Raw genomic sequence first — 24,117 nt, 5'->3', positions numbered from 1 at the left:
TCGCTATTCATGGTGCTGCTGCCTGAAACCCCAGAGCCGGCTGGCCAGGAAGGTGATACCTGGCACCACAGCCGCGGAGGCTACGACTGCCAGCCGCGGAGATAGCCATCCGCTGGCAAGGATGGTGGCGAGCAGCGCGCTGTTGGCCAGAAAGGCGCTCAGCGATATCAGGAAGAATCGGCGGATTGCCTTGACCGGAGAGCCGGGAGCGGAAAACGTCCAGAGATAGTTGCCGCCGAATGAGAGTCCGAATGCGCACAGGAACGCTATCAGGTTGGCGAGCAGTGCCGGCATCTCCATGTAGGTGATCAGGCTCCACGCCACGCTGATGTGCAGGGCAGTGGCGCCTATCCCGACGACACCGAAACGAGCGGCGATGAGCAACTCGCGCAACAGGCGGCTCTGCAGGTTCGGCGTGGGGTTCGATTCTTTGGAAATCACGGTTTTGCGCCAGCGGAGCCGTCCGCGTTCGGTGCGCCGTTGATATCCTCCGGCAACCTCTGCGTCGCTGCACGTTTGGAACGGCAATGCTCCTGTTCACCGATGCGCTCGCCGAGGATGTCGGTTTCCTTCAGGTCCATGCTCAGTCCTTGCTCTCATAAATGCGCCGTACCAGATACACCGGTCTGCGCTTGGATTCCAGATAGGTCCGCCCCAGGTATTCGCCAAGCACGCCAATGCCGATGAGCTGCAGGCCGCCCAGGAAGGTTACGGCGACTATGATCGATGCATAGCCGGGCACGTCGACCCCGAAGAACACCACCTTGAGTACGATCAACGTCGCGAACAGGAACGACCCCAGCGACACCGTGATGCCGAGATAAGTCCATATCTTCAGGGGGTCGGTGCTAAAACTGGTAATGCCCTCGAGGGCAAAGTTCCATAGGCGCCAGCCATTGAACTTGCTCGACCCAGCGATGCGCTCGGGGCGGTGGTAGTCCAGGCAGGTCGTGCGGAACCCGACCCAGGCGAAGAGTCCCTTCATGAACCGCCGCGACTCGGGCAACTCGTTGAGAGCATCCACGACCTGCCGGTCCATGAGGCGGAAGTCGCCGACGTTCTCCGGAATGGCGGGGTCGGCGATCTTGTTGTGGATCCGGTAGAACCAGTTGGCCGAGGCGCGCTTGGCCCAGGAGTCGGAGGTACGATCGACACGTCGTCCTAGAACGACTTCGTAGCCTTCGCGCCACTTCTCGATCATTTCCAGAATCAGTTCGGGAGGGTCCTGCAGGTCGACATCGATGGGCACCACGACCTGGCCGGTGGCGCAGCGCAGGCCGGCGCTCAGCGCGGCCTCTTTGCCGAAGTTCCTGCTCAGGTCGACCACCCTGATTCGTGGCATGCTGCGCTGCTTCAGGAGCAGGATTTCCAGCGTCCCGTCCGTGCTGCCATCATTGACGAAGATGTATTCCACTTGCACGGCCACGGGATCGTTGAACACGCTCTCCACGCGCTCCACGAACAAGGCCACGGTCTCGACTTCGTTGTAGACGGGCACTACCAGCGAAAGCATCACCGGAGCGTCATCCTGAGTCCGTCGCTCCTGCTCCGTTCGAGGGCTTATATGCAGTTCACTGGTCATCTTTCATCTCCCCACTCGATGGCTGGCAGTCCATGCTTTATCTGTCTTGTTGGTCGTTGAGCGCAGGATGATCTGCGCTCAACGAGATGGCCTCAAGTTGGACGTCGCCACCGTTGCTGAACAGGCGTAGCTCCACCTTCTGCAGTGGGCTGTTCAGGGCGGCTCTGCCCGTGAGCGCGATGCTCTTGCCTGAAGTCCCCATGAGCGGCCCGGAGGCCAGGGTGACGACAGTGCCCGAGGCCTGCTGCCCGACCAGGTCCCAGGTGCCCACGTTCGTGGTGTCGTCTGCCTGGCTGAGATAGTCGATGCGGTGCTGGTAGACGCCGGCCGGCAAGTCGATGTAGGGACCGTAGCTGAGGTATCCCGCCTGGCCCGGAGAGCGCGGTACCAATCGGTCTCCTTGCAATTGGCCGATCAATGAGGGCAGTTGAGCGGCCCCCCAGTGCGCGGAAAACTCCTGCTGCTGCAGGGTCAGGGGGGCTCCGACCTTACCCCAGGAGGCGCCGGAATGGTTCTTGGCGCAGATCAGATGGACGGTATCGAGCATGCAATCGCCTGCCGCGATTGCCTGCTGAAACAGGGGCGGCAAGTCCAGCGAGTTGCGCAGGAAACCCGCTCTCACATACAGCTGGCCGTCCTGCGCGGGAGCTTGCGAGAAAGCATTCTTCTGGTCGCAGTGCACTACCGTTCGCGCTGTATAGGCGCTGTTGATTGTCAGGCCAAGATTGGCAGCGATGTACTGATAGCGGACGTAGTCTTCAGTCGGGGCATCTTTGCACCCATAGGCGGGATAGATCTCGATGTTGTGCAGTCCGGCCAGTGCTGAGCGCCAGGGGGCGAGCTCCAGGGTTGGGGGAAGGCTGGTAAAGAACTGCACTCGTTCGCGCAGCGGACGGGTGTCATGCCACTGCAGCGCCAGGGCGGCGACGACGATCAGCAGCAATGCGCCGCTTTGGCGACGAAGCAAGGTGACGAGCACGGCGAACAGTACACCGTAGCCAAACAGCCAGAAGAATCGTCCGCTGACGCGGAAGATGCCGAAGGCACCTTCCAGCAGCCGGGGGAGAGGCAAGTCCAGCAGGAGAAGCTGGCCGAGGAAGATGCGGTCGCTAGCGGCGTAGAGTAGAAAAACCGCCATGACCAGCGTCAGCGGCCAATGCCTGCGCAGCGCTCGGAACAGATCTGCGCCCTGAAGAGTCAGAGCGATGGGCAACAGCAGCAGAATGCCGGCGCCAAGGTAGTTGAAGCCTTCATCCTGGCCGCCGGTGGCATCCACGGGTGCACAGAGCAGTCCGCCACAGAATGGCGAAAGCAGGTTCATCGAATAGACGCCGAAACCGCCGATCGCTGCTCCCTTGCCGATGAAGTATCCACCGACATACATGATCAGCAACAGTGCTGCCAGGGAGGCGATGATCCAGCGTGCTCCCTGAGCGAGCGTCAGACGGGATTGCTGGTGCCGAGCCAACAGGCAGGCGATGAAAACCGGATAGGTCATCGCCAGCAAATACGGATGGATCAGCAGCGCGGTGCAGGTCAGCGCGATAAAGCTGATGCTGGTCCTGCCCAGGCTCCAGGTTGTCTGGAAACTGCGGAAGTAGATACCCAGTGCTACCAGCAGCAGGCCCTGGGTCATCAGGGCCGTATGCCCCAGGCGATGGGTAAGCGCCGGCCAGGTGATCGCGAAGGCGGCCGCGAGGAGTGCGCCCGGCAGGTGGCGAACTTTCAGCGAGCGGATGAGGAACACGGCGGCGGCCGCCTGGAGCAGATAGCTGAAGCCATGCCAGAGCCCGAAGTAATGGAAGCCGTCGGGGAGCAGAGTGCGGAAAGGTTTCAGCAGCAGGGCCAGCAGTGGGATGCTATCGGCGAAGGCGATGCTGGTGCCTTCTGGGGCGTTCATGCGAACGGATTTGAGCAGCGGGAAATGCCAGCCATCTTTCTCGAAGAACAACCAGCCCGCCACGTGGGAGGCTGCATCCCCTCCTTCGAAATACAGCCCATGCCCGGCCAGGAAGGAGAGCGGATAAAGGTGCAGCACCAATGCCATGGCCATCAGCAGTGCTGCCGCATAGGCGGTGCTGCTTGGCGCCTCTCTCCAGAGCCACGCGCTTTTTCCAAGAGTTGCTGGCTCAGGCAGTTTCTGGAACTGGCTCATCCTGCGCGCTCGGATGGTATGCGGGCGGTGGTTCCGAAGTGTCTCGCTATCGAATCGCGGTGGTCAGGAAGATCAAGGCAGTACAAACCTGTGTTGGCCGTTCTGCGGGTCGAGCGATTGGCAGGGCAAGCCCCGCGTGGAAAGCGGCGCATCTGATTGATTGCCGGAGTGGGCAGGGAACAGCTCAGCGGCGACAGGAGGAGTTGCAGGGTACGCATGGGCTCGGCCGATCTGAAAGCACGGCCAATTAGGCTATCGGAATGCTTGAGCGCGATCTAGCGTCGAGCGCTGGGTGAAGAAGGTAAGTTCGTAGCGAGCAAATCCGTGTTCTGAGGTGACTGTTCAGTCATGGAGGGGGCGATTGTTCCGGGTCAGTTCAACGGCTTCCGCAACTGTACAGTCCCGCTGTCGCCTCAGCTGTACTCAATGTATCCGGATGCTTGCCAGCGCCTCGAAGAACTGGTGCTATGCATGCCTTCCTTGAAAAACGCACCGGTCAAACCGGTCGTGTCATAACAAAAAACAGCGCAGGAACGGGGCCTGCGTACGCATGATGGATCTGCTTATTCTCATTGGCTCGAAAATCAGCCAGGACACCATCCACAGCTCGCTGGGCAAGCCGGAATACAGCTACTACTTCCTGTTGAAGGAGTTCTTGCCGGCCTTCGAAGCGATCGGAACGGTCGTCGAAGTGCGCAGCATCGCCGAGGTCGAGTCGCTCTATGATCAGCACCATGCGGCCGGCCGGCCGGTGGTGTTCATCAGCGTAAGCCCGCCGCAGCAGACGCCGCTTGGCCTGCGTTGCCCGACCATTCCGCTGTTCGCCTGGGAGTTCGACAGCCTGCCCGACGTTGCCTGGGAGGGTGACCCGCGCAACGACTGGCGCCATGTCTTCGAGCGCGTTCAGGGCGCCATCGCGACGAGCCGGGAGGCCGCCGCCCTGGTGGCCGAACAACATCGTCACCTGCCTGTACTCGCCGCCCCCGCCCCGATCTGGGAGCGCTTCGGTGCTGGCAAGGTCGCACCCGTTCGGCCGGCCCAGAGTGAGCGGCGTATCCCGTTTGCGGGTGTTGTCATTGACAGCCCGTTGCTGGGACTCAGTGCCGATGGTCTGGTTCGTCGCGCCGAGGCGCCAGAGCCTGTGCCGGAGGTCGTGGACGTCCCGAGGCCGCCTTCGCGCTGGAGGCAGCGGCTGGAGATCGGCCGGCTTCTCTTCGACGGCTGGCGCCGTGAGGCATTCGGTCAGACAGAGGTCGCTGTACCCAGCGCTCCGGCGCTGGCGGCGCCGCCCGTCCGCGACGTCCTGGTGGATGGGGTCGTGTACACGACGGTCCTCAATCCTGCCGACGGTCGCAAGAACTGGATCGACCTGATCACCGCCTTCTGCTGGGCGTTCCGTGATACGCCCGATGCCGTGTTGCTGGTGAAGATGACCCACCACGACCTGGAACATTACCGGGTCGTGCTGATGACGCTGCTTTCCCGCTTGGCTCCCTTCTCCTGCCGGGTGGTCGTGTTGCATGGCTTCCTCGAGGACGACCAGTATCAGGCGATGGTCGCGGCCACCGATTACTACGTGAACGCCTCATCGTGCGAAGGGCTTTGCCTGCCGCTGATGGAGTTCCTGAGTGCGGGGAAACCGGCACTGGCGCCCCGGCATACGGCGATGGCCGATTATCTGGATGAGCGCATGGCGTTCGTTGTCGAGGGTGCACTGGAACCGACCTGCTGGCCCCACGACCCCACTGGCATGCTGGTCACGCATCGGCACCGGCTGAACTGGCAGTCGCTGATGGAGGCGTTCCGCCGCAGCCATGCTGTGGCGATTCGTGAGCCGCAGGTCTATGTGCAGATGGCCCGCGCGGCCAGCACGCGGATGGAAGCGTTCAGCTCCCTGAAGACGGTGGCGGGTGCACTGGAAGCCTTCATTGGCGATGTGCTGGATACCGATCGGTCGGTACGAGCGCCTGCCCGTGTCGCGGGAGGAATGGCGGAATGAGGTTCCTGGTCTACTCGGAGGTCAACAGCGCACGCATCGAGTCGAGCCTGGGGCTGCCGGACTATAGCTACTACTTTGTGCTCAAGGAGTTCCTGCCGCTGCTGCGCGGCCTGGGAGACGTCACTGTGGTGGAGCAGGTCGGGGAGGTTGACGCCCTCTATCGACAAGCCCTCGATAACGGCGAACCCTGTGTTTTCCTAAGCTTCACGCCGCCGCACAAGACGCCGCTGGACCTGCAGTGCCCGACCATTCCGGTGTTCGCCTGGGAGTTCGACTCCATTCCCAACCAGCATTGGCTGGAGGATGATCGACAGAACTGGGCGGCGGTATTGCAGCGCTGTGGACGTGCCATTACCCATTCCGGGCTCACCGTCGAGGCGACCCGCGCTGAGTTGGGCGCGGCGTTTCCGGTGGTCTCGATTCCCGCGCCGGTGTGGGACAAGTTTGCCCCCCTGCGCCAGCAACCCGCTGGCCTGCCGAGCGACCCGGTGACCCTGACCGTTCGCTCCGGCGTGGTCATGGATACCCACGATCTGTCGCTGGCTCCCTACATTCCCAACGCTGATGCCGTCACTCGCGCCGTTGCCAGCGCGCGTGCTCGGGAACTGCCAGCGGCAGCCGCAAAGGCTGAAGCCGCGGAGCAGCCGACAGCGGTTCGCCAGTCGCTGGCCCGTATTACCTTGCGTTACCTGGTGGAATGGTATCGCCTGGCCTGGCGAGCGCAGGTGCCGGTTGTACCAGTCGCCGCAGAGCCCGCGCCCGCACGGATGGAGCCGCCCAACCCGGTGGAACCCGGTGGTCTGCCGGATGTGGAGGTGGATGAAGAAACGATGCCGGCGCTGCCATTGGGCGAGCATCGGCTGACCCTCTCCGGCGTGGTCTTCACGGCCGTGTTCAACCCTTACGATGGCCGCAAGAACTGGGTCGACATGCTCACCGCGTTCTGCAGCGCCTTCCGCGACACTCCCGAAGCCACGCTGCTGTTCAAGCTCGGCCACCACGAGTACGAGTCGGCGATGAACGACATGCTGATGTGCATGGCGCGCATGCCGGCCTTCCAGTGCCGTGTCGTCCTTTTGCACGGCTATCTGGATCGTTCCGAATTCGACGAGCTGATCCGTCATACCGCGTATATCGTCAATGCTTCTCACGGAGAGGGCCAGTGCCTGCCGCTGATGGAGTTCCTCAGTTGCGGCAAGCCGGCGGTTGCGCCACGCCATTCGGCGATGGTCGATTACATCGACGAGAGCGTAGCTTTTGAAGTGGCGACCTGGCTGGATGCGACCGCCTGGCCGCACGATCCGCGCCTGGCGTATCGCACGCTGCGCCACCAGATCGACTGGGCATCGCTGGTAGAGGCATACCGTGCTGCGTTCCAGTGCTTCACGCAGCAGCCGGAGCGCTATGCGCGTATGTCGAATGCGGCGATTGAAAGAATGCGTACGCACTGCTCACTGGAGGCCGGTCGCGGTCGTCTTGAGACATTTTTGGCTGCAGGCACCGCCTGAAGGCGCTGCGGCACACACGAAGTCATAGCGGGAGCTGACATGCTGGAGTTCATCAAGAGCCTGAGGCGCAAGCCGGCGCCCGTCACGCCGGCGCAGGAGGCTGTGCCGCCGCCCGCTGCGCCGGCGGAGGACCTGTCGACGCTGACCGATACCTACCTCAGCGGCTGGTTCCACCAGGAAACCGATGAGCTGTTCGAGGGCTTTCCGATCAGCGCACAGGACTCGGTCCTGGATATCGGTTGTGGCGACGGGCCTTTCGTTGCCTTCTGCGCCCAGCGCGGTGCCGAGGTGATCTTCGCCGATATCGATGCGGACAAGGTTGCCGCTGTCGAGCGCGGCCTGCAGGGCTCCAATGCCCGAGCCATGCTGCCGCTGGTCACCGATGCGAACCCGATTCCCCTGCCCGATGCTCGGGTGGACAAGGTCGTGGCGATGGAGGTGCTGGAGCACGTCGAGGACCCGGCGCAGTTCATGACCGAACTGGTCCGCGTCGGCAAGCCCGGCGCGCTCTACCTGATCACCGTGCCCGATCCGCTGGGCGAAAGTGTGCAGAAGGAACTGGCTCCTGCCGCTTACTTCGAACACCCCAACCACATCCGTGTCTTCGAGCGCGAAGCTTTCGAGCAGTTGATACGCGACGCGGGCCTGGTGATCGAGCGCCAGGCGCATTACGGCTTCTACTGGTCGGTCTGGTGGTTCTTCTTCTGGGCCTGCAAGCAGGACCTGTCGCCGCCGTGGCACCCGCTGCTCGATAGCTGGACGCGCACCTGGAACATGATGCTGGCTACGGAAGAAGGGCCGCGCATCAAGAAGGCCCTGGACAAGGCGATGCCCAAGAGCCAGGCGATCATCGCGCGCAAGCCGCTTTGAGATAGGGGCACTTTCTGAAATGAGCAGTGTGCAAAGCGGATCAAGGTGCAACCGATGAGCAAGGGGCGGATCGCCGACATCGAGATCCTGCGCGCCTTCGCGGTACTGTTCGTGGTGCTGCACCACGCCCATGGGAATCTGATCTCCTGGGCTTCACCTCGCTTCGATGCGTTGACCGCACATTTCTCCGGCGGCTTTGGTGTGGACCTGTTCCTCGCTATTTCCGGTTTCGTCATTGCCCGCGATCTGCTGCCCCGGCTGCGATCCGCTACACAGGCCGGCACGGCATGGCGTTGCATCCTCGCCTTCTGGGTGCGCCGCGCCTGGCGCTTGTTGCCTTCGGCCTGGTTCTGGCTGGCCGTGGTGCTGCTGGCGGTCGTGTATTTCAATCGTACGGGCGTTTTCGGTACCTGGGGCGCCAACCTCGATGCGACCTATGCCGGCGTGCTGCAATTCGCCAACTGGCGCTTTGCCGAGACGTTCATGCGCAGCGAATACGGGGCCAGCTTCGTTTACTGGAGCCTGTCGCTGGAGGAGCAGTTCTATATCCTGCTGCCGCTCATCGCTCTGCTGGCTCGCCGCTGGTTGGTCCCTGTGTTGCTGGTCCTGGTGGTGTACCAGTTGTTCGCTTCCCGCGGCCTGGTGATGGTGATGTTCCGCAGCGATGCGCTGATACTGGGCGTATTGCTGGCTATCTGGAGTCGGACGGCGTCCTACGAGCGCTTGCGCACGCTCCTGCCCGCCCGTGGTGGCAGCCTGGTGCTGGCTGCAATCAGTTTGCTCATGGGAGCCTTCTGGTCGGACACACTCGACGTGGGCGCCTACAAGTTCAGCCTGGTGGCGATCTGTTCCTTCGTGCTGGTGTGGATGGCGTCCTATGATGCGGAACTGTTCATTCCGGCGGGGCCCTGGCGTCAGTTGATCATCTGGATCGGCACGCGTTCCTATGCCATCTACCTGATTCACGTTCCGGCGTTTTTCGCTACGCGCGAAATCGCCGCCCGTTTGTACCCTCAGCTGCCGGTGGATGAGCGCTTCTTCTACCCTTTCGTGCTGTGCGCGGCGGCTTTGATCCTCATGTTGAGCGAGCTCAATTTCCGTCTGTTGGAGACGCCGCTGCGTCGCCGCGGTGCGCTGATGGCGCGGCAGATATCTGGCGAGCGGGCTGAAACATCGCAGAGCCTTGCAGTTGAGCAGGGATTTGGACGGTGATCATGGAACAATGCTTCGCGCTGGCCGGAAAGTGCCTTGCCATGCAGGAAATGAGGAAGGTCGGGGAGTGCGAATGAACAAGGGAAAAAACCCGGAGATCGAGTACCTGCGGGCGGTGGCCATCGGCATGACATTGCTATGCCACGTGCCGATGCTGTTGCCCTATTACGATGCGCTTTTCGGCCGTTTTTTCAGCCTCTACATGCCCTGGTCAGGCGTAGACCTGTTCTTCTGCATTTCCGGCTACATCGTCTGCAAAAGCTATCTGGACTATTTCGATCAGCATCGGCAGCGGGGCAGTTTTGCCATCGCGGCCCAGAGCTTCTGGTTGCGGCGTGTTTACCGACTGTTGCCGACCGCCTGGTTGTGGATCCTGATTCCCCTGGCACTCTCGGTCCTGTTCAACCGCAGCGGCGCCTTTGGATCCTGGTTCGAGAACCTGCGTAGCTTTGCGGCTGTGGCGACCTTCACCGGCAACCTCGCGAACCAGTACAACGGAATGCTGGGCCCCAATGCGGTCTACTGGAGTCTCGCGCTGGAAGAGCAATTCTACTTCGTGTTGCCGTTCTTCCTGCTGTGCGTGACGGCCTTCCGCTGGCGCGTCGGGTTGCTGTTGGCGTTGATTGCCCTGCAGTTTGGACTTGACCGCAATATGTTCGGGACGCCGACCAGCGCCATGCTCAACTCGTTCCGGCTCGACGCCATGATGTGGGGTGTGCTGCTGTGCCTGGCGGGACGCACACCCTTGCTTCGACAATTCGAACCGACCTTCCTGGGTAAGAGTGTCTGGCTGCGCCTGGCCTATGCAGTCATCCTGCTCTACCTGCTGGGGGCGATTCCGGGGCAGCTCATCGCCATGCCTATCGCCGTGGGGTTGATAGCCATCGTTGCGCTGCTGCTGGTGTGGGTTGCCAGCTACCAGCAGGGATATCTGTACTGCCCGTCGGTACTGTCACGCCCGCTGCTCTGGCTGGGGTCGCGCTCTTACGGCCTGTACGTCATTCATATCTGCGCTTATCACTTGAGTCGCGAAATCTGGTATCGCTACGCCGCAGCGCAAGGGGTTGAGCTGGACAAGTCCTTTACCCCGGAACTGGTGGTGACGGCACTGGCGATCGCACTGGTTGCCAGCGAGCTGAACTATCGTTTCGTCGAGGAGCCCCTGCGGCGCAAGGGTGCGCGGGTTGCGCGGGAGCGTCTGGAGCGATTTTCCGGCGGCGCGCCGGTTGTGGATGCCCCGCATCCGGACACGCAGCCGCTTGAGGTCACCCGGACAGATGCGCCGAGCGCGCGTGCGACCGAATAAGTGCCGTCAGTTGCGAGAGTGGAAACCCTCGAGGCTGTTTCCGGGTCACAGAAAGCCCGGGGTGTAATCGAATTATCGTGACCAGCCGGTCAGCCATTTTAGGTTCCTTTCCCTTAGAACAATCAGAGAGACTGGCCTTTGAACAAACGATTACTGGTGACAGGGCTTTCCGGTTTCGTGGGCACCCGGCTTCGGGCGTCGCTGGGGTCGCAATGGCAGTTGATGGAGCTCCCGCGTCTGGATCTGACCGAGCCCGGGGTTTTCGATGAGTATCTGCGCGAGGATGTGCCCGACGCAGTGATCCACCTGGCCGGCCAGACCTTCGTGCCGCAGGCGTTTCGCGATCCCGCCGGGACCTTGCAGGTGAACCTGATCGGGACGCTGAACCTGCTGCAGTCGCTCAAGCGTTGCGACTTTAACGGAGCGTTTCTTTATGTCAGCTCCGGGGATGTCTATGGACAGGTGAGCGAGGATCAGCTGCCGATTACCGAGTTGCAGTTGCCCAGGCCGAGGAATCCCTACGGTGTGAGCAAGCTCTCGGCGGAGTTGCTGTGTCAGCAGTGGAGCTTCGCCGAACCTTGGCGCATGATGGTGGCACGGCCGTTCAACCACGTGGGCGCGGGCCAGAAGGCCGATTTCGTGATACCGGCGGTCGCAAGACAACTCGCGCGTATTCGTCATGGATTGCAGGACGCGTATATCGAGGTCGGGGACATTGATGTCACCCGCGACTTCCTCGATGTACGGGATGTATTGGCGGCGTACTTCGCATTGCTCGAAAACGGGCGTTCGGGGGAGGTGTACAACGTTTGCTCGGGTCAGGAATATCGCCTGCGCGACGTGATCGACCAGATGGCTTCGCTGTCAGGCGTTGATCTGCAGATCCGCCAGGACCCGCAAAGGATGCGCAAGGCCGAGCAAAGGCGTGTGCGCGGCAGCAATGCAAAGCTGCAGCGTGAGACCGGCTGGAAACCGTCTTACGCAATGGAGCAGATCCTGCTGGATGTATTGGCGGAATGGGATGTCCGTGCATTGCAGGAGTGACACCGGTGACTGGCTGATTGTGGCCCACCGCGGCGAAACCTGTCGCCGGTTCAAGACCCCGCCATACCTGCCAGGGGGAATGGGGTCCCAGGTAATGTGCTGTACGCGGAGGCATCGCTCGGGCGGAAGCCGATCGAGACTCCGGCATAACTACAACGAGCTCGCGGCGCTTTCATCTGCGAGCCACCACGGATGCTAGAAGAATGACAAAAAGTGCTCTGATCACCGGTCTGACCGGACAGGATGGCGCCTACCTTGCGAAACTGCTGCTGGAAAAGGGCTACAAGGTCCACGGTCTGGTAGCTCGCCGTAGTAGCGATACGCGCTGGCGCCTGCGTGAGTTGGGGATCGAGTCCGAGGTGGTCTACCTCGACGGCGATCTGGCGGACGCATCGTCCGTACAGCGGGCCGTCATCAAGGCCAAGCCGGATGAGCTCTATAACCTCGGTGCACAGAGCTTTGTCGGCAGTTCCTGGGACCAGCCGGTGACCACCGGCATTGTCGATGGCCTGGGCGTTACCCACCTGCTGGAAGCCATCCGCCAGTTCAACCCGGAAACCCGCTTCTATCAGGCATCCACCAGCGAGATGTTCGGTCTGATCCAGGCCGAGCGGCAGGACGAGAACACACCGTTCTACCCGCGCAGCCCCTACGGCGTGGCCAAGCTCTATGGCCACTGGATCACCGTGAACTACCGCGAGAGCTTCAAGCTGCACGCTTCCAGCGGCATCCTCTTCAACCACGAGTCGCCGCTGCGCGGAATCGAGTTCGTGACCCGCAAGGTCACCGACGCGGTGGCGCGCATCAAGCTGGGCAAGCAGAACGAACTGCGCCTGGGCAACATCGATGCCAAGCGTGACTGGGGCTTCGCCGGCGACTACGTCGAAGCCATGTGGCTGATGCTGCAGCAGGACAAGCCTGACGACTATGTGGTGGCCACCGGCGTCACCACCACGGTGCGCGAGATGTGCCGTATCGCCTTCGAATACGTAGGCCTGAAGTACCAGGATCATGTGGTGATCGACCCGGCCTTCTTCCGCCCGGCGGAAGTGGATGTGCTGCTGGGCAACCCTGGAAAGGCCGAGCGAGTGTTGGGCTGGAGTCCGAAAACCAGTCTGGAGAACCTCATCCACATGATGGTTGACGCCGACCTGCGTCGCGTTGACAAGGAGTGATGCATGCTCGTCCCTGTGATCCTTTCCGGTGGAGCCGGCACCCGGCTGTGGCCGGTCTCCCGTGAAGGCCAGCCCAAGCCGTTCATGGCGATGCCCGACGGGCAGTCGCTGCTGAGCAAGACCTATCGGCGCGCGGCCAGCCTGCTGGGTGCGGACGGGCACATCGTCACGGTGACCAATCGCGACTACTACTTCCAGAGCAAGGATCACTTCCAGTCGGCCAAGCTGCGCCAGCGTGGCCACTTCATCCTCGAACCCGCCGGGCGCAATACTGCCCCGGCTATTGCGGTCGCCGCACTCGCGCTGCGTGCACTGCATGGTGATGACGTGACCATGGTGGTGATGCCGGCGGACCATCTGATCCGCGACATCGATACCTTCGGACGCTGCGTCGAGCATGCTGTGGAACTGGCCGAGGCGGGGCACCTGGTGACTTTCGGTGTCGTGCCCAACGCGCCGGAAACCGGCTTCGGCTACATCGAAATGGGCGATGCGCTGGACACTCGTGGCGGCAGCCGCGTGAAGCGCTTCGTCGAGAAGCCCGACCTGGATACTGCCAAGGGCTTCCTTCAGGCGGGCACCTTCCTGTGGAACTCGGGGATGTTCTGCTTCACCGTCGGCACCTTCATCAGCGAGCTGGAAAAGTACGCTCCGCAGATGCTCGAACAAGCCATCGCCTGCCAGATGGCCAGCCAGCCGGCGGACTTCGGCAATCTGGTTCAGCAGGAGTTGCCGTCGGATCATTTCTGCGCGCTGGAGGACATCTCCATCGACTACGCACTGATGGAGCGCTCCGACCGTGTGGCGGTGATCCCCGCGGCGTTCGACTGGAGCGATATCGGATCGTGGACCGCGATGAGTGCGCTGGTGGATGCCGATGCCGACAACAACCGCGCCGCCGGCAATGCCATCTTCGTCGATAGCCGCGACAACTACGTACAGAGCGAAGGTCGACTGATCGCTACCGTGGGCGTCGAGGGGCTGGTCGTGGTCGAGACCGCCGATGCGATTCTGGTGGCGCGTGCCGACCGTGCGCAGGATGTGCGCAAGGTGGTCAAGCAGCTCAAGGATACCGACAACGAAGCCTATCGCCTGCATCGCACGGTCAGCCGTCCCTGGGGCACCTACACCGTTCTCGAGGAAGGCCCGCGCTTCAAGATCAAGCGCATCGTGGTGAAGGCTGGCGCCGCCCTGTCGCTGCAGATGCATCACCATCGCAGCGAGCACTGGGTCGTGGTGCAGGGCATGGCCAAGGTCACCAACGGCGAGTCCGTACGGCTGGTGAACAGCAACGAGTCCACCTACATCCCCGCGGGCCACCGCCATCGCCTGGAGAACCCGGGAGTTATCGATCTGGTGATGATCGAGGTGCAAAGCGGCGAGTACCTGGGCGAGGACGACATCGTTCGCTTCGAGGATATTTACGGCAGGATCGTTTGATGTCGCTGAGCAGTCTGAAAGGCACTTGGCAGTACCGCGGATTCATCGTGGGCAGTGTGCGGCGGGAATTCGAGTCGCGCTATCGCGGCTCGCTGCTGGGAGCGGCCTGGACCATCCTCAATCCCCTGGCGATGATTCTGGTGTACACCGTGATCTTCTCCGAAGTGATGCGTGCGCGCCTGCCGGGCGTGGACGACAAGATGGCCTACAGCGTGTTTCTTTGCGCGGGGCTGCTGACCTGGGGATTGTTCTCCGAAGTGGTCAGCCGCTGCCTGAACATGTTCCTCGAAAACGCCAATCTGCTGAAGAAGCTGAGCTTCCCGCGCCTCTGCTTGCCGGTGGTGAGCGTCTGCAGTGCGTCGCTGAATTTCGCCATCATCTTCGCGTTGTTCATCGGCTTCCTGCTTATCACCGGGCGCCTGCCCGGCGTTGCGCTGCTGTCGTTCCCGCTGTTGCTGGCGCTGCAGCTGATGTTCGCCGTCGGCCTGGGCATGCTGGTCGGCGTGCTCAATGTGTTCTTCCGCGATGTCGGGCAGCTGTTCGGGATTCTCCTGCAGTTCTGGTTCTGGCTCACCCCCATCGTCTACCCGCTGACCATTCTGCCGGAGTCGATCGGCCGGCTGGTGCAGCTCAATCCGCTGACCGGCCTGATGCAGGCCTACCAGAACCTGTTCCTCCACGGCCAATGGCCGCAGCTCTCGCAGTTGCTGCCGGTGACGGTATCCGGCGCTCTGCTGTGCGTGCTGGCCATGGTGTTGTACCGCGCACGCGCAGGTGAAATGGTGGACGAACTCTGATGGGCCATATCCGCATTCAGCAACTGGGCAAGGCCTATCGTCAGTACCCCAAACGCTGGTCCCGCCTGGTCGAGTGGATCGCTCCCGATGGCAAGCCGCGGCATCACAAACATTGGGTCCTGCAGAACATTTCCCTGGAGATCGAGCCGGGCGAGGCGGTCGGTATCGTCGGTTCCAATGGTGCCGGCAAGAGCACCCTGCTCAAGATCATCACCGGCACTACGCAGCCTACCAGTGGCACCTGCGAGGTGGGAGGAACAGTATCCGCCCTGCTCGAACTGGGCATGGGCTTTCACCCGGAGTTCACCGGTCGGCAGAACGTCTACATGGCCGCGCAGCTGCTGGGGCTGCAGCGTGGCGAGATCGACGCGCTGTTCCCGGAGATCGAGGCCTTCGCTGAAATCGGTGACGCCATCGACCAGCCGGTACGCACCTACTCCAGCGGCATGCAGATGCGCTTGGCGTTCAGCGTGGCCACCGCGCGGCGGCCGGATGTACTGATCATCGACGAGGCGCTGTCGGTCGGCGACTCGTATTTCCAGCACAAGAGCTTCGAGCGTATCCGCAGCTTCCGTCGTGCCGGCACCACGCTGTTGATCGTTTCCCATGACCGCTTCTCCATCCAGTCCATCTGTGATCGTGCGGTGTTGTTGGAGTTCGGCCAGGTGGCGATGCAGGGCGACCCGGAAATGGTCATGGACTACTACCACGCGAGGATGGGCGAGGGACTCAATCATCTCGTGCGCCAGGAGATGCTCGCCAACGGCAAGGCCCGCACCATCTCTGGCACGGGGGAGGCGGAGATCGAATCGGTACGGCTGCTGGACGCTGGAGGCAAGGACATCGACCTGGTCGAAGTGGGCCACGACGTTGTGCTGGAGGTCGGTGTGCGAGTCTGCCAGGACGTCGACCGGTTGGTGCTTGGCTTCATGCTCAAGGACCGGCTCGGGCAGGCGATGTATGGCATCAACTCGCACCGCCTCAAGCAGGTGCAGAAGGGGCTCAAGACCGGCGACCGGCTGGTCTATCGCTACGCCTTCCCCATGCGGCTGGGAGCCGGTAACTACTCGGTGTCGCTGAGCCTTTCACGGCTCGACTCGCACCTGGACGGCAATTACGAGTGGCGGGACTGCGCAATGATCTTCCATGTGGTCAACAGCACGCGTGAGAACTTCATCGGTTATTCCTGGCTGGATGCCCGCGCCAGCATCGAGCATTTCCCCAGCGATTCCCTGGCCCAACGCAGTGGAGAGCATTCCTGATGCGCCTGCTCGTCGAATGCACCTACGTCTTCGAACATCCGCACGTGAATTCCGGCATCCAGCGCGTCGTGCGCAATGTCATCCGCCATCTTGAGGATGCCGAAGGCGGGGTCGAATGCGTTCCGGTGGCGTTCATCAACGGCCGTATGCATCGGGTGCTGCATCTGGCACCGCTGTCGACCGAGGAACTGCCCTGGCACAGCCGGATGAAGATCGCCCTGGAGCAGATGCGCAATGACTATTGGGTAAGGCATGCGAGCCTGGAGCGCCGCTGGCCGATGAACCGCTACCACAACGCACGCCGCGTTCTTTACGTGGCGTGCAAGATTGCCAGCCTGGCGATTACCCTGCCGCTGCGCTTCGCCATGTTTGCCTCGCGCGGCCATGTTGTGCCCGAGCGCCTGGAGCCGCTGGAGGTTCAGCCTGGCGACCAGCTCCTGCTGCTTGATTCGTCCTGGCACGCCGATTTCTTCCCGGTAGCGGAAAAGCTCAAGTCCCAAGGTGTCGGGCTGATCTCGGTGATCTACGACCTGATCCCCTGTACCCACCCGCAGTTCTGCGACGCCGGACTGGTGAAGGTGTTCGACCGCTGGTTCGATTGGATCGTCGAAATGGCGGACGGATTCATCTGCATTTCCACCACCATCCGCGACCAGGTGCGTGCCGAGATCGTTCGCCGTCGAGGCGAAGAGGTTGCCCAGGGCTTGTGGTTCGAGCACTTCTACCTCGGCTCGGAACTGGACCTGGTGCATGACGCCTCGCAGCTGGACGGAAAACTGGTACAGATGTTCGAAGACGGCGCGCCGGTCTACCTGATGGTCAGCACCATCGAGCCGCGCAAGAACCACGCCTACCTGCTCGACGCTTTCGAGCGCCTGTGGGCGCAGGGCTCGCCGGCACGGCTGTGCATCATCGGCCGCTATGGCTGGAAGTGCGAGGGCCTGATGGATCGCATCCGTCGCCACAAGGAACTCGACAAGCGCCTGTTCATGTTCAACAAACTCAATGATCGCGGCCTGGAGTACGCCTACGCCAACGCCCGCTCGCTGGTCTTCCCGTCGTACGTCGAGGGCTTTGGCCTGCCGCTGGTGGAAGCGATGCAGCGCCACCTGCCGGTGATGGCCAGCGACATTCCGGTGTTCCGTGAAGTCGGCGGCGACTTCGTGGCTTACTTCGATCTGCAGCGACCGGAGTCTCTGGCCGAGTTGGTGCAGGAGTTCGAAGGTAGCAACCGATTCCCGGCAACCCGCGCTGCCGCTGACTGGAGCTGGCTGACCTGGCGTGATGCCAGTCGGCAACTGGTCAGCCGCGTGCTGGGGGCCCTGATGCTGCGCAGGCCGGCGCAGTCCCGACCCGAAGCGGAAGTGGGTTAGCGTGCACGTTGCGCTGAACGCTCGCATCCTTCAGGCACCGAGGACTGGCATCGGCCAGTACGTCTCGTCCCTGACCCGAGCGCTGCAGGATCAGGCGGAAGTCAGCCTGCAGTTGTTTCTGGGCCGCCAGTGGTCGGTCGATCTGCCGCCGGCCTCGCTGCCCGGCTATTCCCGCCGCACTGCGCTGGCCAAGCGAGTGCCTGGTGCCTATCGCATTCGCCGCTGGCTGGAGCAGGGAAACTTCGACCGAGGGCTGAGTCAGCGTTCGATCGACCTGTACCACGAGCCCAGCCTGTGGCCGCTGGAGTTCGACGGGCCGATGGTCATGACCCTGCATGACCTGACCCATGTGCACTACCCCCACACCCAGCCCGCCGATCGCCTGGCCGAGATCGAACGCCACGTCGGCAGGGGTGTCGAGCGGGCGCGGATCGTACTGACAGACTCCGAGCACGTTGCCGGAGAGGTCCGCCGTCACTTTGCATTGCCTGATGAACGCGTGGTGGTGGCGCCGCTCGGATACGCGCCGCGCTTCCGTCCCCGAACTGATGCAGAACTATTGAGTCCGCTGGCCTCGTTTGGATTGTCAGCGGGGCAGTATCTGATCTGCGTCGGCACACTGGAGCCGCGTAAGAACCTGCAGCTGGCGCTGCGGGCTCATTCCCTGTTGCCGCCCATGCTGCGCTCGCGCTTGCCATTGGTGATAGTCGGAATGCCAGGCTGGCGCAGCGATGGTCTCGATGAGACGCTGGATGTCGCCGTGAAGGGCGGCTGGGCCAAGGTGCTCGGCTATCAGAGTGATGAGGTGCTCGCGGAGTTGCTGGCTGGGGCGAAGGCTTTGCTCTTCCCGTCGCTGTACGAAGGCTTCGGCCTGCCCGTGCTGGAAGCGATGGCCAGTGGCGTGCCGGTATTACTGACTCGTACCTCCTCGCTGCCGGAAGTGGCGGGAGAGGCGGGCATCTATGTCGATGCCCATGATCCGCAGGAGATGTGCTCCGCCCTGCAGGAACTGGTGGACGATTCTTCTCTCGGGCAACGTTGCCGTGTGCTGGGCCTTGAGAGAGCCCGGGACTTCAGCTGGCAGCGATGCGCCCGGATAACCAGCGAAGCCTACCGAAAGGCTGTGGGAGGCTGAATGCGCGTATTGCACTTCTTCAAGACCTATCTGCCGGACTCCGTGGGGGGCATCGAGCAGGTGATCAACCAGCTCTGCCGCACCGGGCGACATCACGGCATCGAACACCAGGTACTCACCCTGAGCTCGAACCCAGAGCCCGCGGAGCTCATGGTCGATGGGCACCGCGTCTACCGGGCGCGCCTCGACCTGCAATTGGCTTCCACCGGTTTCTCCTACAGCGTCATACCGCAGTTCCGCAAGCTCGCGGCGGAAGCGGACATCATCAATTTCCACTTCCCCTGGCCGTTCATGGATGTGGTGCACTTGCTGGCGGGCATCGACAAGCCGACCGTGGTGACCTACCACTCGGATATCGTTCGCCAGCGGCACCTTTTCAAACTGTACCAACCGCTGATGCACCGCTTCCTCGGTAGCGTGGACCGCATCGTTGCGGCTTCGCCCAACTACCTGGGCTCCAGCGAGACCCTGCGCCGCTACCAGCACAAAGCGGAAGTCATTCCCTATGGTCTGGACAAGCAGGCTTACCCGGTTCCTTCCGAGGAGTGCACCGCTCGCTGGCGCCGCGAGGTAGGGGAGCAGTTCTTCCTGTTCGTCGGCGTGATGCGCTACTACAAGGGCCTGCATATTCTGCTGGAAGCCGTGCAGGGCACCGGGTACCCGGTGGTCATCGTCGGCGCTGGCCCCCTGGAGCAGCAGTTGAAGGCTCAGGCGGCGGCGCTGGGTGTTGAGTCCCACGTGCGCTTCGTCGGTCGTGTGAGCGAAGAGGACAAGGTTGCCTTGCTGCAGTTGTCGCGGGCGATCGTCTTCCCCTCGCACCTGCGCTCGGAAGCCTTTGGCATTTCCCTGCTGGAAGGGGCGATGTATGGCAAGCCGATGATTTCCAGCGAGATCGGAACCGGCACCAGCTTCATCAATGCCAACGGCCTGACCGGGCTGGTAGTGCCACCCAGCGATCCCCTGGCGTTCCGTCAGGCGATGAAGTGGTGCTGGGAAAATCCCGCGGCGGCGGAAGAAATGGGGCGGCAGGCGGAAGCGCGCTACCAGGAGCTGTTCACGGCTGATGCGATGGGGCGCGTCTGGGCAGATCTGTATCGCGATCTACTGGACGAGAGAGCAGAGAAGGAAGGGCTGCTGCCCGAGGGCCGCTCTGGCTGAGCGGCCGGGGCAACGAACTTACCAGTACAGTTATGGCGAGCCTGGAGAATGTGGCTCAGTTGTACTGTTGAATCAGCGCCAGAACGGCTTGTTCAGTTCGGCGTAACGCTGGGCTTCGCTGATGCCGGCGTCGGCCAGCAGGCGGGAGTCCAGGCGGGCCAGCTGGCGGCGGCTTTCCATGCGGCGCTGCCACAGGCGAACGGTGCCGACGAGGCCACGATGGGCGCTGGAGGTGCTACGGGTGGTGCTCAGAGCTGCGGAACCGAGGGTACGTTCCATGGTGGTCATCCTTCTCGCTTGTGGCGAGTAGTCAGTTGCTGAATGGATTGAGCATATGATCTGACTTTTTGGTCAGGGATGACAGGTACAGTTGTGCAGTATTGCAGCTGCTCAGCCGATTGTAATTTTGAACTGTTATGGTCTTTTTCAGGGCGAACTGTACCGTTACGCTCCATTCTGGTGCGCAATTGGTAGGCATCTGAGGTGTTTCGACGGTGCCGGCCAAGGTGGCGGCGGGGGAAGCTGAACAGTTGGGGCGGGATAAAAATCTGTTCAGTAGTGTTTTTACGTGGTTTTTTTCCGGCTGTAAACCCTTGCGGGCCATTCATTGCTGAATGACCCGCAGAGCGTCTGGAATCAGCTCGCCGCCAGCATGTGGCCGCGTTCTTCCAGATTGATATGCCACTCCAGGGCCTCGCGCAGGATGTGCGGGGTATGGCCGCCGCGTTCGCAAGCGGCATCGAAGTAACTGTTCAGGGCGTCGCGGTAGGACGGGTGCACACAGTTGTCGATGATCACCCGGGCGCGCTCGCGCGGCGCCAGGCCACGCAGGTCGGCCAGACCTTCCTCGGTGACCAGGATGTCCACGTCGTGTTCGGTGTGGTCGACGTGGCTGACCATCGGCACGACGCTGGAGATGTTGCCGCCCTTGGCGATGGACTTGGTGACGAAGATGGCCAGGTGTGCGTTGCGGGCGAAGTCGCCCGAGCCACCGATGCCGTTCATCATCTTGGTGCCGCCGACGTGGGTGGAGTTCACGTTGCCGTAGATGTCGAATTCCAGCGCGGTGTTGATGCCGATGATACCCAGGCGACGGACCACTTCGGGGTGGTTGGAGATCTCCTGCGGGCGCAGCACCAGCTTGTCCTTGTAACGCTCCAGGTTGCCGAAGACTTCTTCGTTACGGCGCGCGGAGAGGGTGATGGAGCTGCCCGAGGCGAAGCGCAGCTTGCCGGCGTCCATCAGGTCGAAGGTCGAGTCCTGCAGCACTTCGGAGTACATGGTCAGGTCTTCGAACGGCGATTCGATCAGGCCGCACATCACCGCGTTGGCAATGGTACCGACGCCCGCTTGCAGCGGCGCGAGGTTCTTGGTCAGGCGGCCGGCTTCCACTTCCTGCTTGAAGAAATCGATCAGGTGATTGGCGATGGCCTGGGTTTCGTCGTCCGGCGGCAGCACGGTGGACGGGGAGTCCGGCTGGTCGTTGACGACGATGGCGACGATCTTTTCTGCTGGGATCGGGATGGCGGTGCTGCCGATGCGGTCGTCCACGCGAGTGAGTGGGATCGGCGTGCGAGTCGGGCGGTAGGTCGGGATATAGATGTCGTGCAGGCCTTCGAGGTTGGCGTTGTGCGCGACGTTGATCTCGACGATCACCTGCTTGGCGAAGATCGCGAAGCTGGCCGAATTGCCCACCGAGGTGGTCGGTACGATGTGGCCTTCCTCGGTGATGGCGACGGCTTCGATGACGGCGATGTCCGGCAGCTTGAGCTGGTGGTTGCGCAACTGCTCGACGGTTTCCGACAGGTGCTGGTCGATGAACATGACTTCGCCGGCATTGATCGCCTTGCGCAGGGTGCTGTCGACCTGGAAGGGCATGCGGCGGGCCAGCACGCCGGCTTCGGTGAGCTGCTTGTCGAGGTCGTTGCCCAGGCTGGCGCCGGTCATCAGGCTGATGCGCAGCGGCTCCTGCTTGGCGCGCTCGGCGAGGGCCTTGGGTACGGCTTTGGCTTCGCCGGCGCGGGTGAAACCGCTCATGCCGACGGTCATGCCGTCCTTGATAAGGGCCGCGGCCTGGTCGGCAGTCATCACCTTGTCCAACAGGGAGGACATACGCACGCGATCACGGAACATGGGAAAACCTCGGGCAGTAGGAAGTGCGAGGCCGCCAGTCTAGGGACTCGGCGATTTTTGGCTCTTATACCAAGGTCGAAAAATCGCCCGGCCAGGGCCTTCTTACTACCAATGTCCAGCGCTTTTCGTGTTGCCCGAAAGCAAGACACCGGCGCAAGGCCGGTGTCTTTTGGATCAGCGGTCGACTTATTCGACGGCCTTGACCATGTCTTCGATGACTTTCTTGGCGTCGCCGAAGACCATCATGGTCTTGTCCAGGTAGAACAGTTCGTTGTCCAGGCCGGCGTAGCCGCTGGCCATCGAGCGCTTGTTGACGATCACGGTCTTGGCTTTGTAGGCCTCGAGGATCGGCATGCCGGCGATCGGCGACTTCGGATCGTTCTTCGCCGCCGGGTTCACCACGTCGTTGGCGCCCAGCACCAGCACCACGTCGGTCTGGCCGAACTCGGAGTTGATGTCTTCCATCTCGAACACCTGCTCGTAAGGCACTTCGGCCTCGGCCAGCAGGACGTTCATGTGGCCCGGCATACGGCCGGCAACCGGGTGGATGGCGAACTTCACGTTGACGCCGCGATGGGTCAGCTTCTCGGCCAGTTCCATCAGCGCGTGCTGGGCACGGGCCACCGCCAGGCCGTAGCCGGGAACGATGATCACGCTGTCGGCGTTGGTCAGCAGGAAGGAGGCGTCGTCGGCCGAGCCGGATTTCACCGGGCGGGCTTCCTTGGCACCGGCCGGGCCGCCAGCGTCCGCTTCGGCGCCGAAGCCACCGAGGATGACGTTGAAGAACGAGCGGTTCATCGCCTTGCACATGATGTAGGAGAGGATCGCGCCCGAGGAGCCCACCAGGGAGCCGGCGATGATCAGCATCGAGTTGTTCAGCGAGAAGCCGATACCGGCCGCGGCCCAGCCCGAGTAGGAGTTCAGCATCGACACGACCACGGGCATGTCCGCACCGCCGATCGGGATGATGATCAGCACGCCGAGGACGAACGCCAGGGCCAGCATCACCACGAAGGCGGTCAGGTTGCCGGTGAACATGAACAGCAGGCCCAGGCCCAGGGTGGTCAGGCCGAGCACCAGGTTGAGCATGTGCTGGCCGGCGAACTGCACCGGAGCGCCCTGGAACAGGCGGAACTTGTATTTGCCCGACAGCTTGCCGAAGGCGATCACCGAACCGGAGAAGGTGATGGCGCCGATGGCCGCGCCGAGGAACAGCTCCAGGCGGTTACCGGTGGGGATGGTGTCGCCCAGGTTCTGCACGATGCCCAGCGACTGCGGCTCGACCACGGCGGCGATGGCGATGAACACGGCGGCCAGGCCGATCATGCTGTGCATGAAGGCGACCAGTTCCGGCATCTTGGTCATCTCGACGCGCTTGGCCATGATCGAGCCGGCGGTGCCGCCGACCAGCAGGCCGATGATCACGTAGACGATGCCGGTGGTGGCGATCTCGCTGCTGATCTTGAACACCAGTGCGACGGTGGTCAGCGCGGCGATGGCCATGCCGATCATGCCGAACAGGTTGCCGCGACGCGAGGTGGTCGGGTGCGACAGGCCTTTGAGGGCCTGGATGAAGCAGACCGAGGCGATGAGGTAGAGGAGGGTGACGAGGTTCATGCTCATGTCAGTGCTTCTCCGCCTTCGGCGCTTTTTTCTTGAACATTTCCAGCATGCGGCGGGTGACCAGGAAGCCACCGAACACATTCACTGCAGCCAGGGCCACGGCCAGGGTGCCCATGGCCTTGCCCAGCGGAGTGACGGTCAGGGCGGCGGCCAGCATGGCGCCAACGATCACGATGGCCGAGATGGCGTTGGTTACTGCCATCAGCGGGGTGTGCAGGGCAGGGGTGACGTTCCAGACCACGTGGTAGCCGACGTAGATCGCCAGCACGAAGATGATCAGGTTGTAGATGCCGTGGGAGATCAGCATGTCTTCCATAGTTTCTCACCGGTCTTCAGGGCCGGACG

Annotated in this window: 21 protein-coding genes; 13 read left to right on the top strand and 8 right to left on the bottom strand. The window is 62.4% G+C overall.

All coding sequences use genetic code 11. The annotated features are described in order from the left end of the window. Positions 1 to 3: 3 nt before the first annotated feature. From AC2T4A_RS04260 to AC2T4A_RS04245, 4 genes are read right to left on the bottom strand one after another with little or no spacing between them, the layout of a single operon-like run. Positions 4 to 441: a GtrA family protein gene (locus AC2T4A_RS04260; protein ID WP_416744010.1), complete on the bottom strand. Its 438-nt coding sequence runs from the start codon at positions 439 to 441 to the stop codon at positions 4 to 6. After that, complete coding sequence (locus tag AC2T4A_RS04255; RefSeq protein ID WP_416744008.1) at positions 438 to 581, bottom strand: hypothetical protein; 144 nt, start codon at positions 579 to 581, stop codon at positions 438 to 440. The genes AC2T4A_RS04260 and AC2T4A_RS04255 overlap by 4 nt, the downstream gene beginning before the upstream one ends. 2 nt (positions 582 to 583) lie before the next feature. Then, entirely contained in the window at positions 584 to 1,582 is a 999-nt protein-coding gene (locus tag AC2T4A_RS04250) for a glycosyltransferase family 2 protein (protein WP_486742781.1), read from the bottom strand. A gap of 37 nt (positions 1,583 to 1,619) precedes the next feature. Further along, entirely contained in the window at positions 1,620 to 3,737 is a 2,118-nt protein-coding gene (locus AC2T4A_RS04245) for a DUF6311 domain-containing protein (RefSeq protein WP_486742780.1), read from the bottom strand. Between the two features lie 550 nt (positions 3,738 to 4,287). Between AC2T4A_RS04245 and AC2T4A_RS04240 the strand changes: the two genes are divergently transcribed. The 13 genes from AC2T4A_RS04240 (at position 4,288) to AC2T4A_RS04180 (ending at position 20,016) form a co-directional block, all read left to right on the top strand. Beyond that, entirely contained in the window at positions 4,288 to 5,736 is a 1,449-nt protein-coding gene (locus tag AC2T4A_RS04240; protein WP_416744003.1) for a glycosyltransferase, read from the top strand. Further along, complete coding sequence (locus AC2T4A_RS04235) at positions 5,733 to 7,244, top strand: glycosyltransferase (protein WP_416744001.1); 1,512 nt, start codon at positions 5,733 to 5,735, stop codon at positions 7,242 to 7,244. Before AC2T4A_RS04240 ends, AC2T4A_RS04235 begins: the two co-directional genes overlap by 4 nt. Before the next feature lie 39 nt (positions 7,245 to 7,283). After that, positions 7,284 to 8,114, top strand: coding sequence for a class I SAM-dependent methyltransferase (locus AC2T4A_RS04230; protein WP_416744000.1), 831 nt, complete (start codon positions 7,284 to 7,286; stop codon positions 8,112 to 8,114). Between the two features lie 54 nt (positions 8,115 to 8,168). Continuing rightward, positions 8,169 to 9,326, top strand: a complete 1,158-nt coding sequence (locus AC2T4A_RS04225; RefSeq protein ID WP_416743999.1) for an acyltransferase family protein — start codon at positions 8,169 to 8,171, stop codon at positions 9,324 to 9,326. A gap of 73 nt (positions 9,327 to 9,399) precedes the next feature. Next, positions 9,400 to 10,632 carry an acyltransferase family protein gene (locus AC2T4A_RS04220; RefSeq protein WP_486742779.1) on the top strand — a complete coding sequence of 411 codons (1,233 nt, stop codon included), beginning with the start codon at positions 9,400 to 9,402 and terminating at the stop codon, positions 10,630 to 10,632. A 138-nt stretch (positions 10,633 to 10,770) separates the two neighbouring features. Beyond that, entirely contained in the window at positions 10,771 to 11,676 is a 906-nt protein-coding gene (locus AC2T4A_RS04215) for a GDP-mannose 4,6-dehydratase (protein ID WP_416743996.1), read from the top strand. 203 nt (positions 11,677 to 11,879) lie between these two features. Next, entirely contained in the window at positions 11,880 to 12,851 is a 972-nt protein-coding gene (gene gmd / locus AC2T4A_RS04210; protein ID WP_416743994.1) for a GDP-mannose 4,6-dehydratase, read from the top strand. 3 nt (positions 12,852 to 12,854) lie between these two features. Continuing rightward, positions 12,855 to 14,291, top strand: a complete 1,437-nt coding sequence (locus AC2T4A_RS04205) for a mannose-1-phosphate guanylyltransferase/mannose-6-phosphate isomerase (RefSeq protein ID WP_478376879.1) — start codon at positions 12,855 to 12,857, stop codon at positions 14,289 to 14,291. After that, complete coding sequence (locus AC2T4A_RS04200; RefSeq protein WP_416743992.1) at positions 14,291 to 15,088, top strand: ABC transporter permease; 798 nt, start codon at positions 14,291 to 14,293, stop codon at positions 15,086 to 15,088. Before AC2T4A_RS04205 ends, AC2T4A_RS04200 begins: the two co-directional genes overlap by 1 nt. Further along, on the top strand, positions 15,088 to 16,350 hold the full coding sequence (locus tag AC2T4A_RS04195) for an ABC transporter ATP-binding protein (protein ID WP_416743990.1): 1,263 nt from the start codon (positions 15,088 to 15,090) through the stop codon (positions 16,348 to 16,350). The genes AC2T4A_RS04200 and AC2T4A_RS04195 overlap by 1 nt, the downstream gene beginning before the upstream one ends. Then, complete coding sequence (locus tag AC2T4A_RS04190; RefSeq protein ID WP_486743647.1) at positions 16,347 to 17,723, top strand: glycosyltransferase family 4 protein; 1,377 nt, start codon at positions 16,347 to 16,349, stop codon at positions 17,721 to 17,723. Before AC2T4A_RS04195 ends, AC2T4A_RS04190 begins: the two co-directional genes overlap by 4 nt. Before the next feature lies 1 nt (position 17,724). Then, positions 17,725 to 18,858: a glycosyltransferase family 4 protein gene (locus tag AC2T4A_RS04185; protein ID WP_416743988.1), complete on the top strand. Its 1,134-nt coding sequence runs from the start codon at positions 17,725 to 17,727 to the stop codon at positions 18,856 to 18,858. Beyond that, on the top strand, positions 18,859 to 20,016 hold the full coding sequence (locus tag AC2T4A_RS04180; RefSeq protein WP_416743987.1) for a glycosyltransferase family 4 protein: 1,158 nt from the start codon (positions 18,859 to 18,861) through the stop codon (positions 20,014 to 20,016). It abuts the gene before it with no gap. A gap of 72 nt (positions 20,017 to 20,088) precedes the next feature. On the opposite strand, the gene AC2T4A_RS04175 is transcribed toward AC2T4A_RS04180, so the two are convergent. The 4 genes from AC2T4A_RS04175 to AC2T4A_RS04160 form a co-directional block, all read right to left on the bottom strand. Next, entirely contained in the window at positions 20,089 to 20,295 is a 207-nt protein-coding gene (locus AC2T4A_RS04175) for a DUF1127 domain-containing protein (protein ID WP_015474893.1), read from the bottom strand. Between the two features lie 357 nt (positions 20,296 to 20,652). Continuing rightward, the gene (gene scpC / locus AC2T4A_RS04170) at positions 20,653 to 22,149 is read right to left on the bottom strand and encodes a succinyl-CoA:acetate CoA-transferase ScpC (RefSeq protein WP_486742778.1); all 1,497 of its coding nucleotides are present in this window, start codon (positions 22,147 to 22,149) and stop codon (positions 20,653 to 20,655) included. A gap of 186 nt (positions 22,150 to 22,335) precedes the next feature. After that, entirely contained in the window at positions 22,336 to 23,772 is a 1,437-nt protein-coding gene (locus AC2T4A_RS04165; RefSeq protein ID WP_088420512.1) for an NAD(P)(+) transhydrogenase (Re/Si-specific) subunit beta, read from the bottom strand. Position 23,773: 1 nt separating this feature from the next. After that, positions 23,774 to 24,088: an NAD(P) transhydrogenase subunit alpha part 2 gene (locus AC2T4A_RS04160; RefSeq protein ID WP_015474896.1), complete on the bottom strand. Its 315-nt coding sequence runs from the start codon at positions 24,086 to 24,088 to the stop codon at positions 23,774 to 23,776. Positions 24,089 to 24,117 lie beyond the last annotated feature (29 nt).

It is taken from the genome of Pseudomonas sp. PVC-3-1 (assembly GCF_057444315.1).
Note: the sequence above shows the minus strand (reverse complement) of the source record. Positions and strands in the feature narration are given on the sequence as shown.

Bases quoted from the DNA above. Each gene is read 5' to 3' on its own strand.
- AC2T4A_RS04225 (WP_416743999.1), top strand. From the start codon at position 8,169: ATGAGCAAGGGGCGGATCGCCGACATCGAGATCCTGCGCGCCTTCGCG.
- AC2T4A_RS04235 (WP_416744001.1), top strand. From the start codon at position 5,733: ATGAGGTTCCTGGTCTACTCGGAGGTCAACAGCGCACGCATCGAGTCG.
- AC2T4A_RS04165 (WP_088420512.1), bottom strand. From the start codon at position 23,772: ATGAGCATGAACCTCGTCACCCTCCTCTACCTCATCGCCTCGGTCTGC.
- AC2T4A_RS04195 (WP_416743990.1), top strand. From the start codon at position 15,088: ATGGGCCATATCCGCATTCAGCAACTGGGCAAGGCCTATCGTCAGTAC.
- AC2T4A_RS04255 (WP_416744008.1), bottom strand. From the start codon at position 581: ATGGACCTGAAGGAAACCGACATCCTCGGCGAGCGCATCGGTGAACAG.
- AC2T4A_RS04240 (WP_416744003.1), top strand. From the start codon at position 4,288: ATGATGGATCTGCTTATTCTCATTGGCTCGAAAATCAGCCAGGACACC.
- AC2T4A_RS04245 (WP_486742780.1), bottom strand. From the start codon at position 3,737: ATGAGCCAGTTCCAGAAACTGCCTGAGCCAGCAACTCTTGGAAAAAGC.
- AC2T4A_RS04175 (WP_015474893.1), bottom strand. From the start codon at position 20,295: ATGGAACGTACCCTCGGTTCCGCAGCTCTGAGCACCACCCGTAGCACC.
- AC2T4A_RS04205 (WP_478376879.1), top strand. From the start codon at position 12,855: ATGCTCGTCCCTGTGATCCTTTCCGGTGGAGCCGGCACCCGGCTGTGG.
- AC2T4A_RS04160 (WP_015474896.1), bottom strand. From the start codon at position 24,088: ATGGAAGACATGCTGATCTCCCACGGCATCTACAACCTGATCATCTTC.
- AC2T4A_RS04230 (WP_416744000.1), top strand. From the start codon at position 7,284: ATGCTGGAGTTCATCAAGAGCCTGAGGCGCAAGCCGGCGCCCGTCACG.
- AC2T4A_RS04220 (WP_486742779.1), top strand. From the start codon at position 9,400: ATGAACAAGGGAAAAAACCCGGAGATCGAGTACCTGCGGGCGGTGGCC.
- AC2T4A_RS04200 (WP_416743992.1), top strand. From the start codon at position 14,291: ATGTCGCTGAGCAGTCTGAAAGGCACTTGGCAGTACCGCGGATTCATC.
- AC2T4A_RS04250 (WP_486742781.1), bottom strand. From the start codon at position 1,582: ATGACCAGTGAACTGCATATAAGCCCTCGAACGGAGCAGGAGCGACGG.
- AC2T4A_RS04180 (WP_416743987.1), top strand. From the start codon at position 18,859: ATGCGCGTATTGCACTTCTTCAAGACCTATCTGCCGGACTCCGTGGGG.
- gmd (WP_416743994.1), top strand. From the start codon at position 11,880: ATGACAAAAAGTGCTCTGATCACCGGTCTGACCGGACAGGATGGCGCC.
- scpC (WP_486742778.1), bottom strand. From the start codon at position 22,149: ATGTTCCGTGATCGCGTGCGTATGTCCTCCCTGTTGGACAAGGTGATG.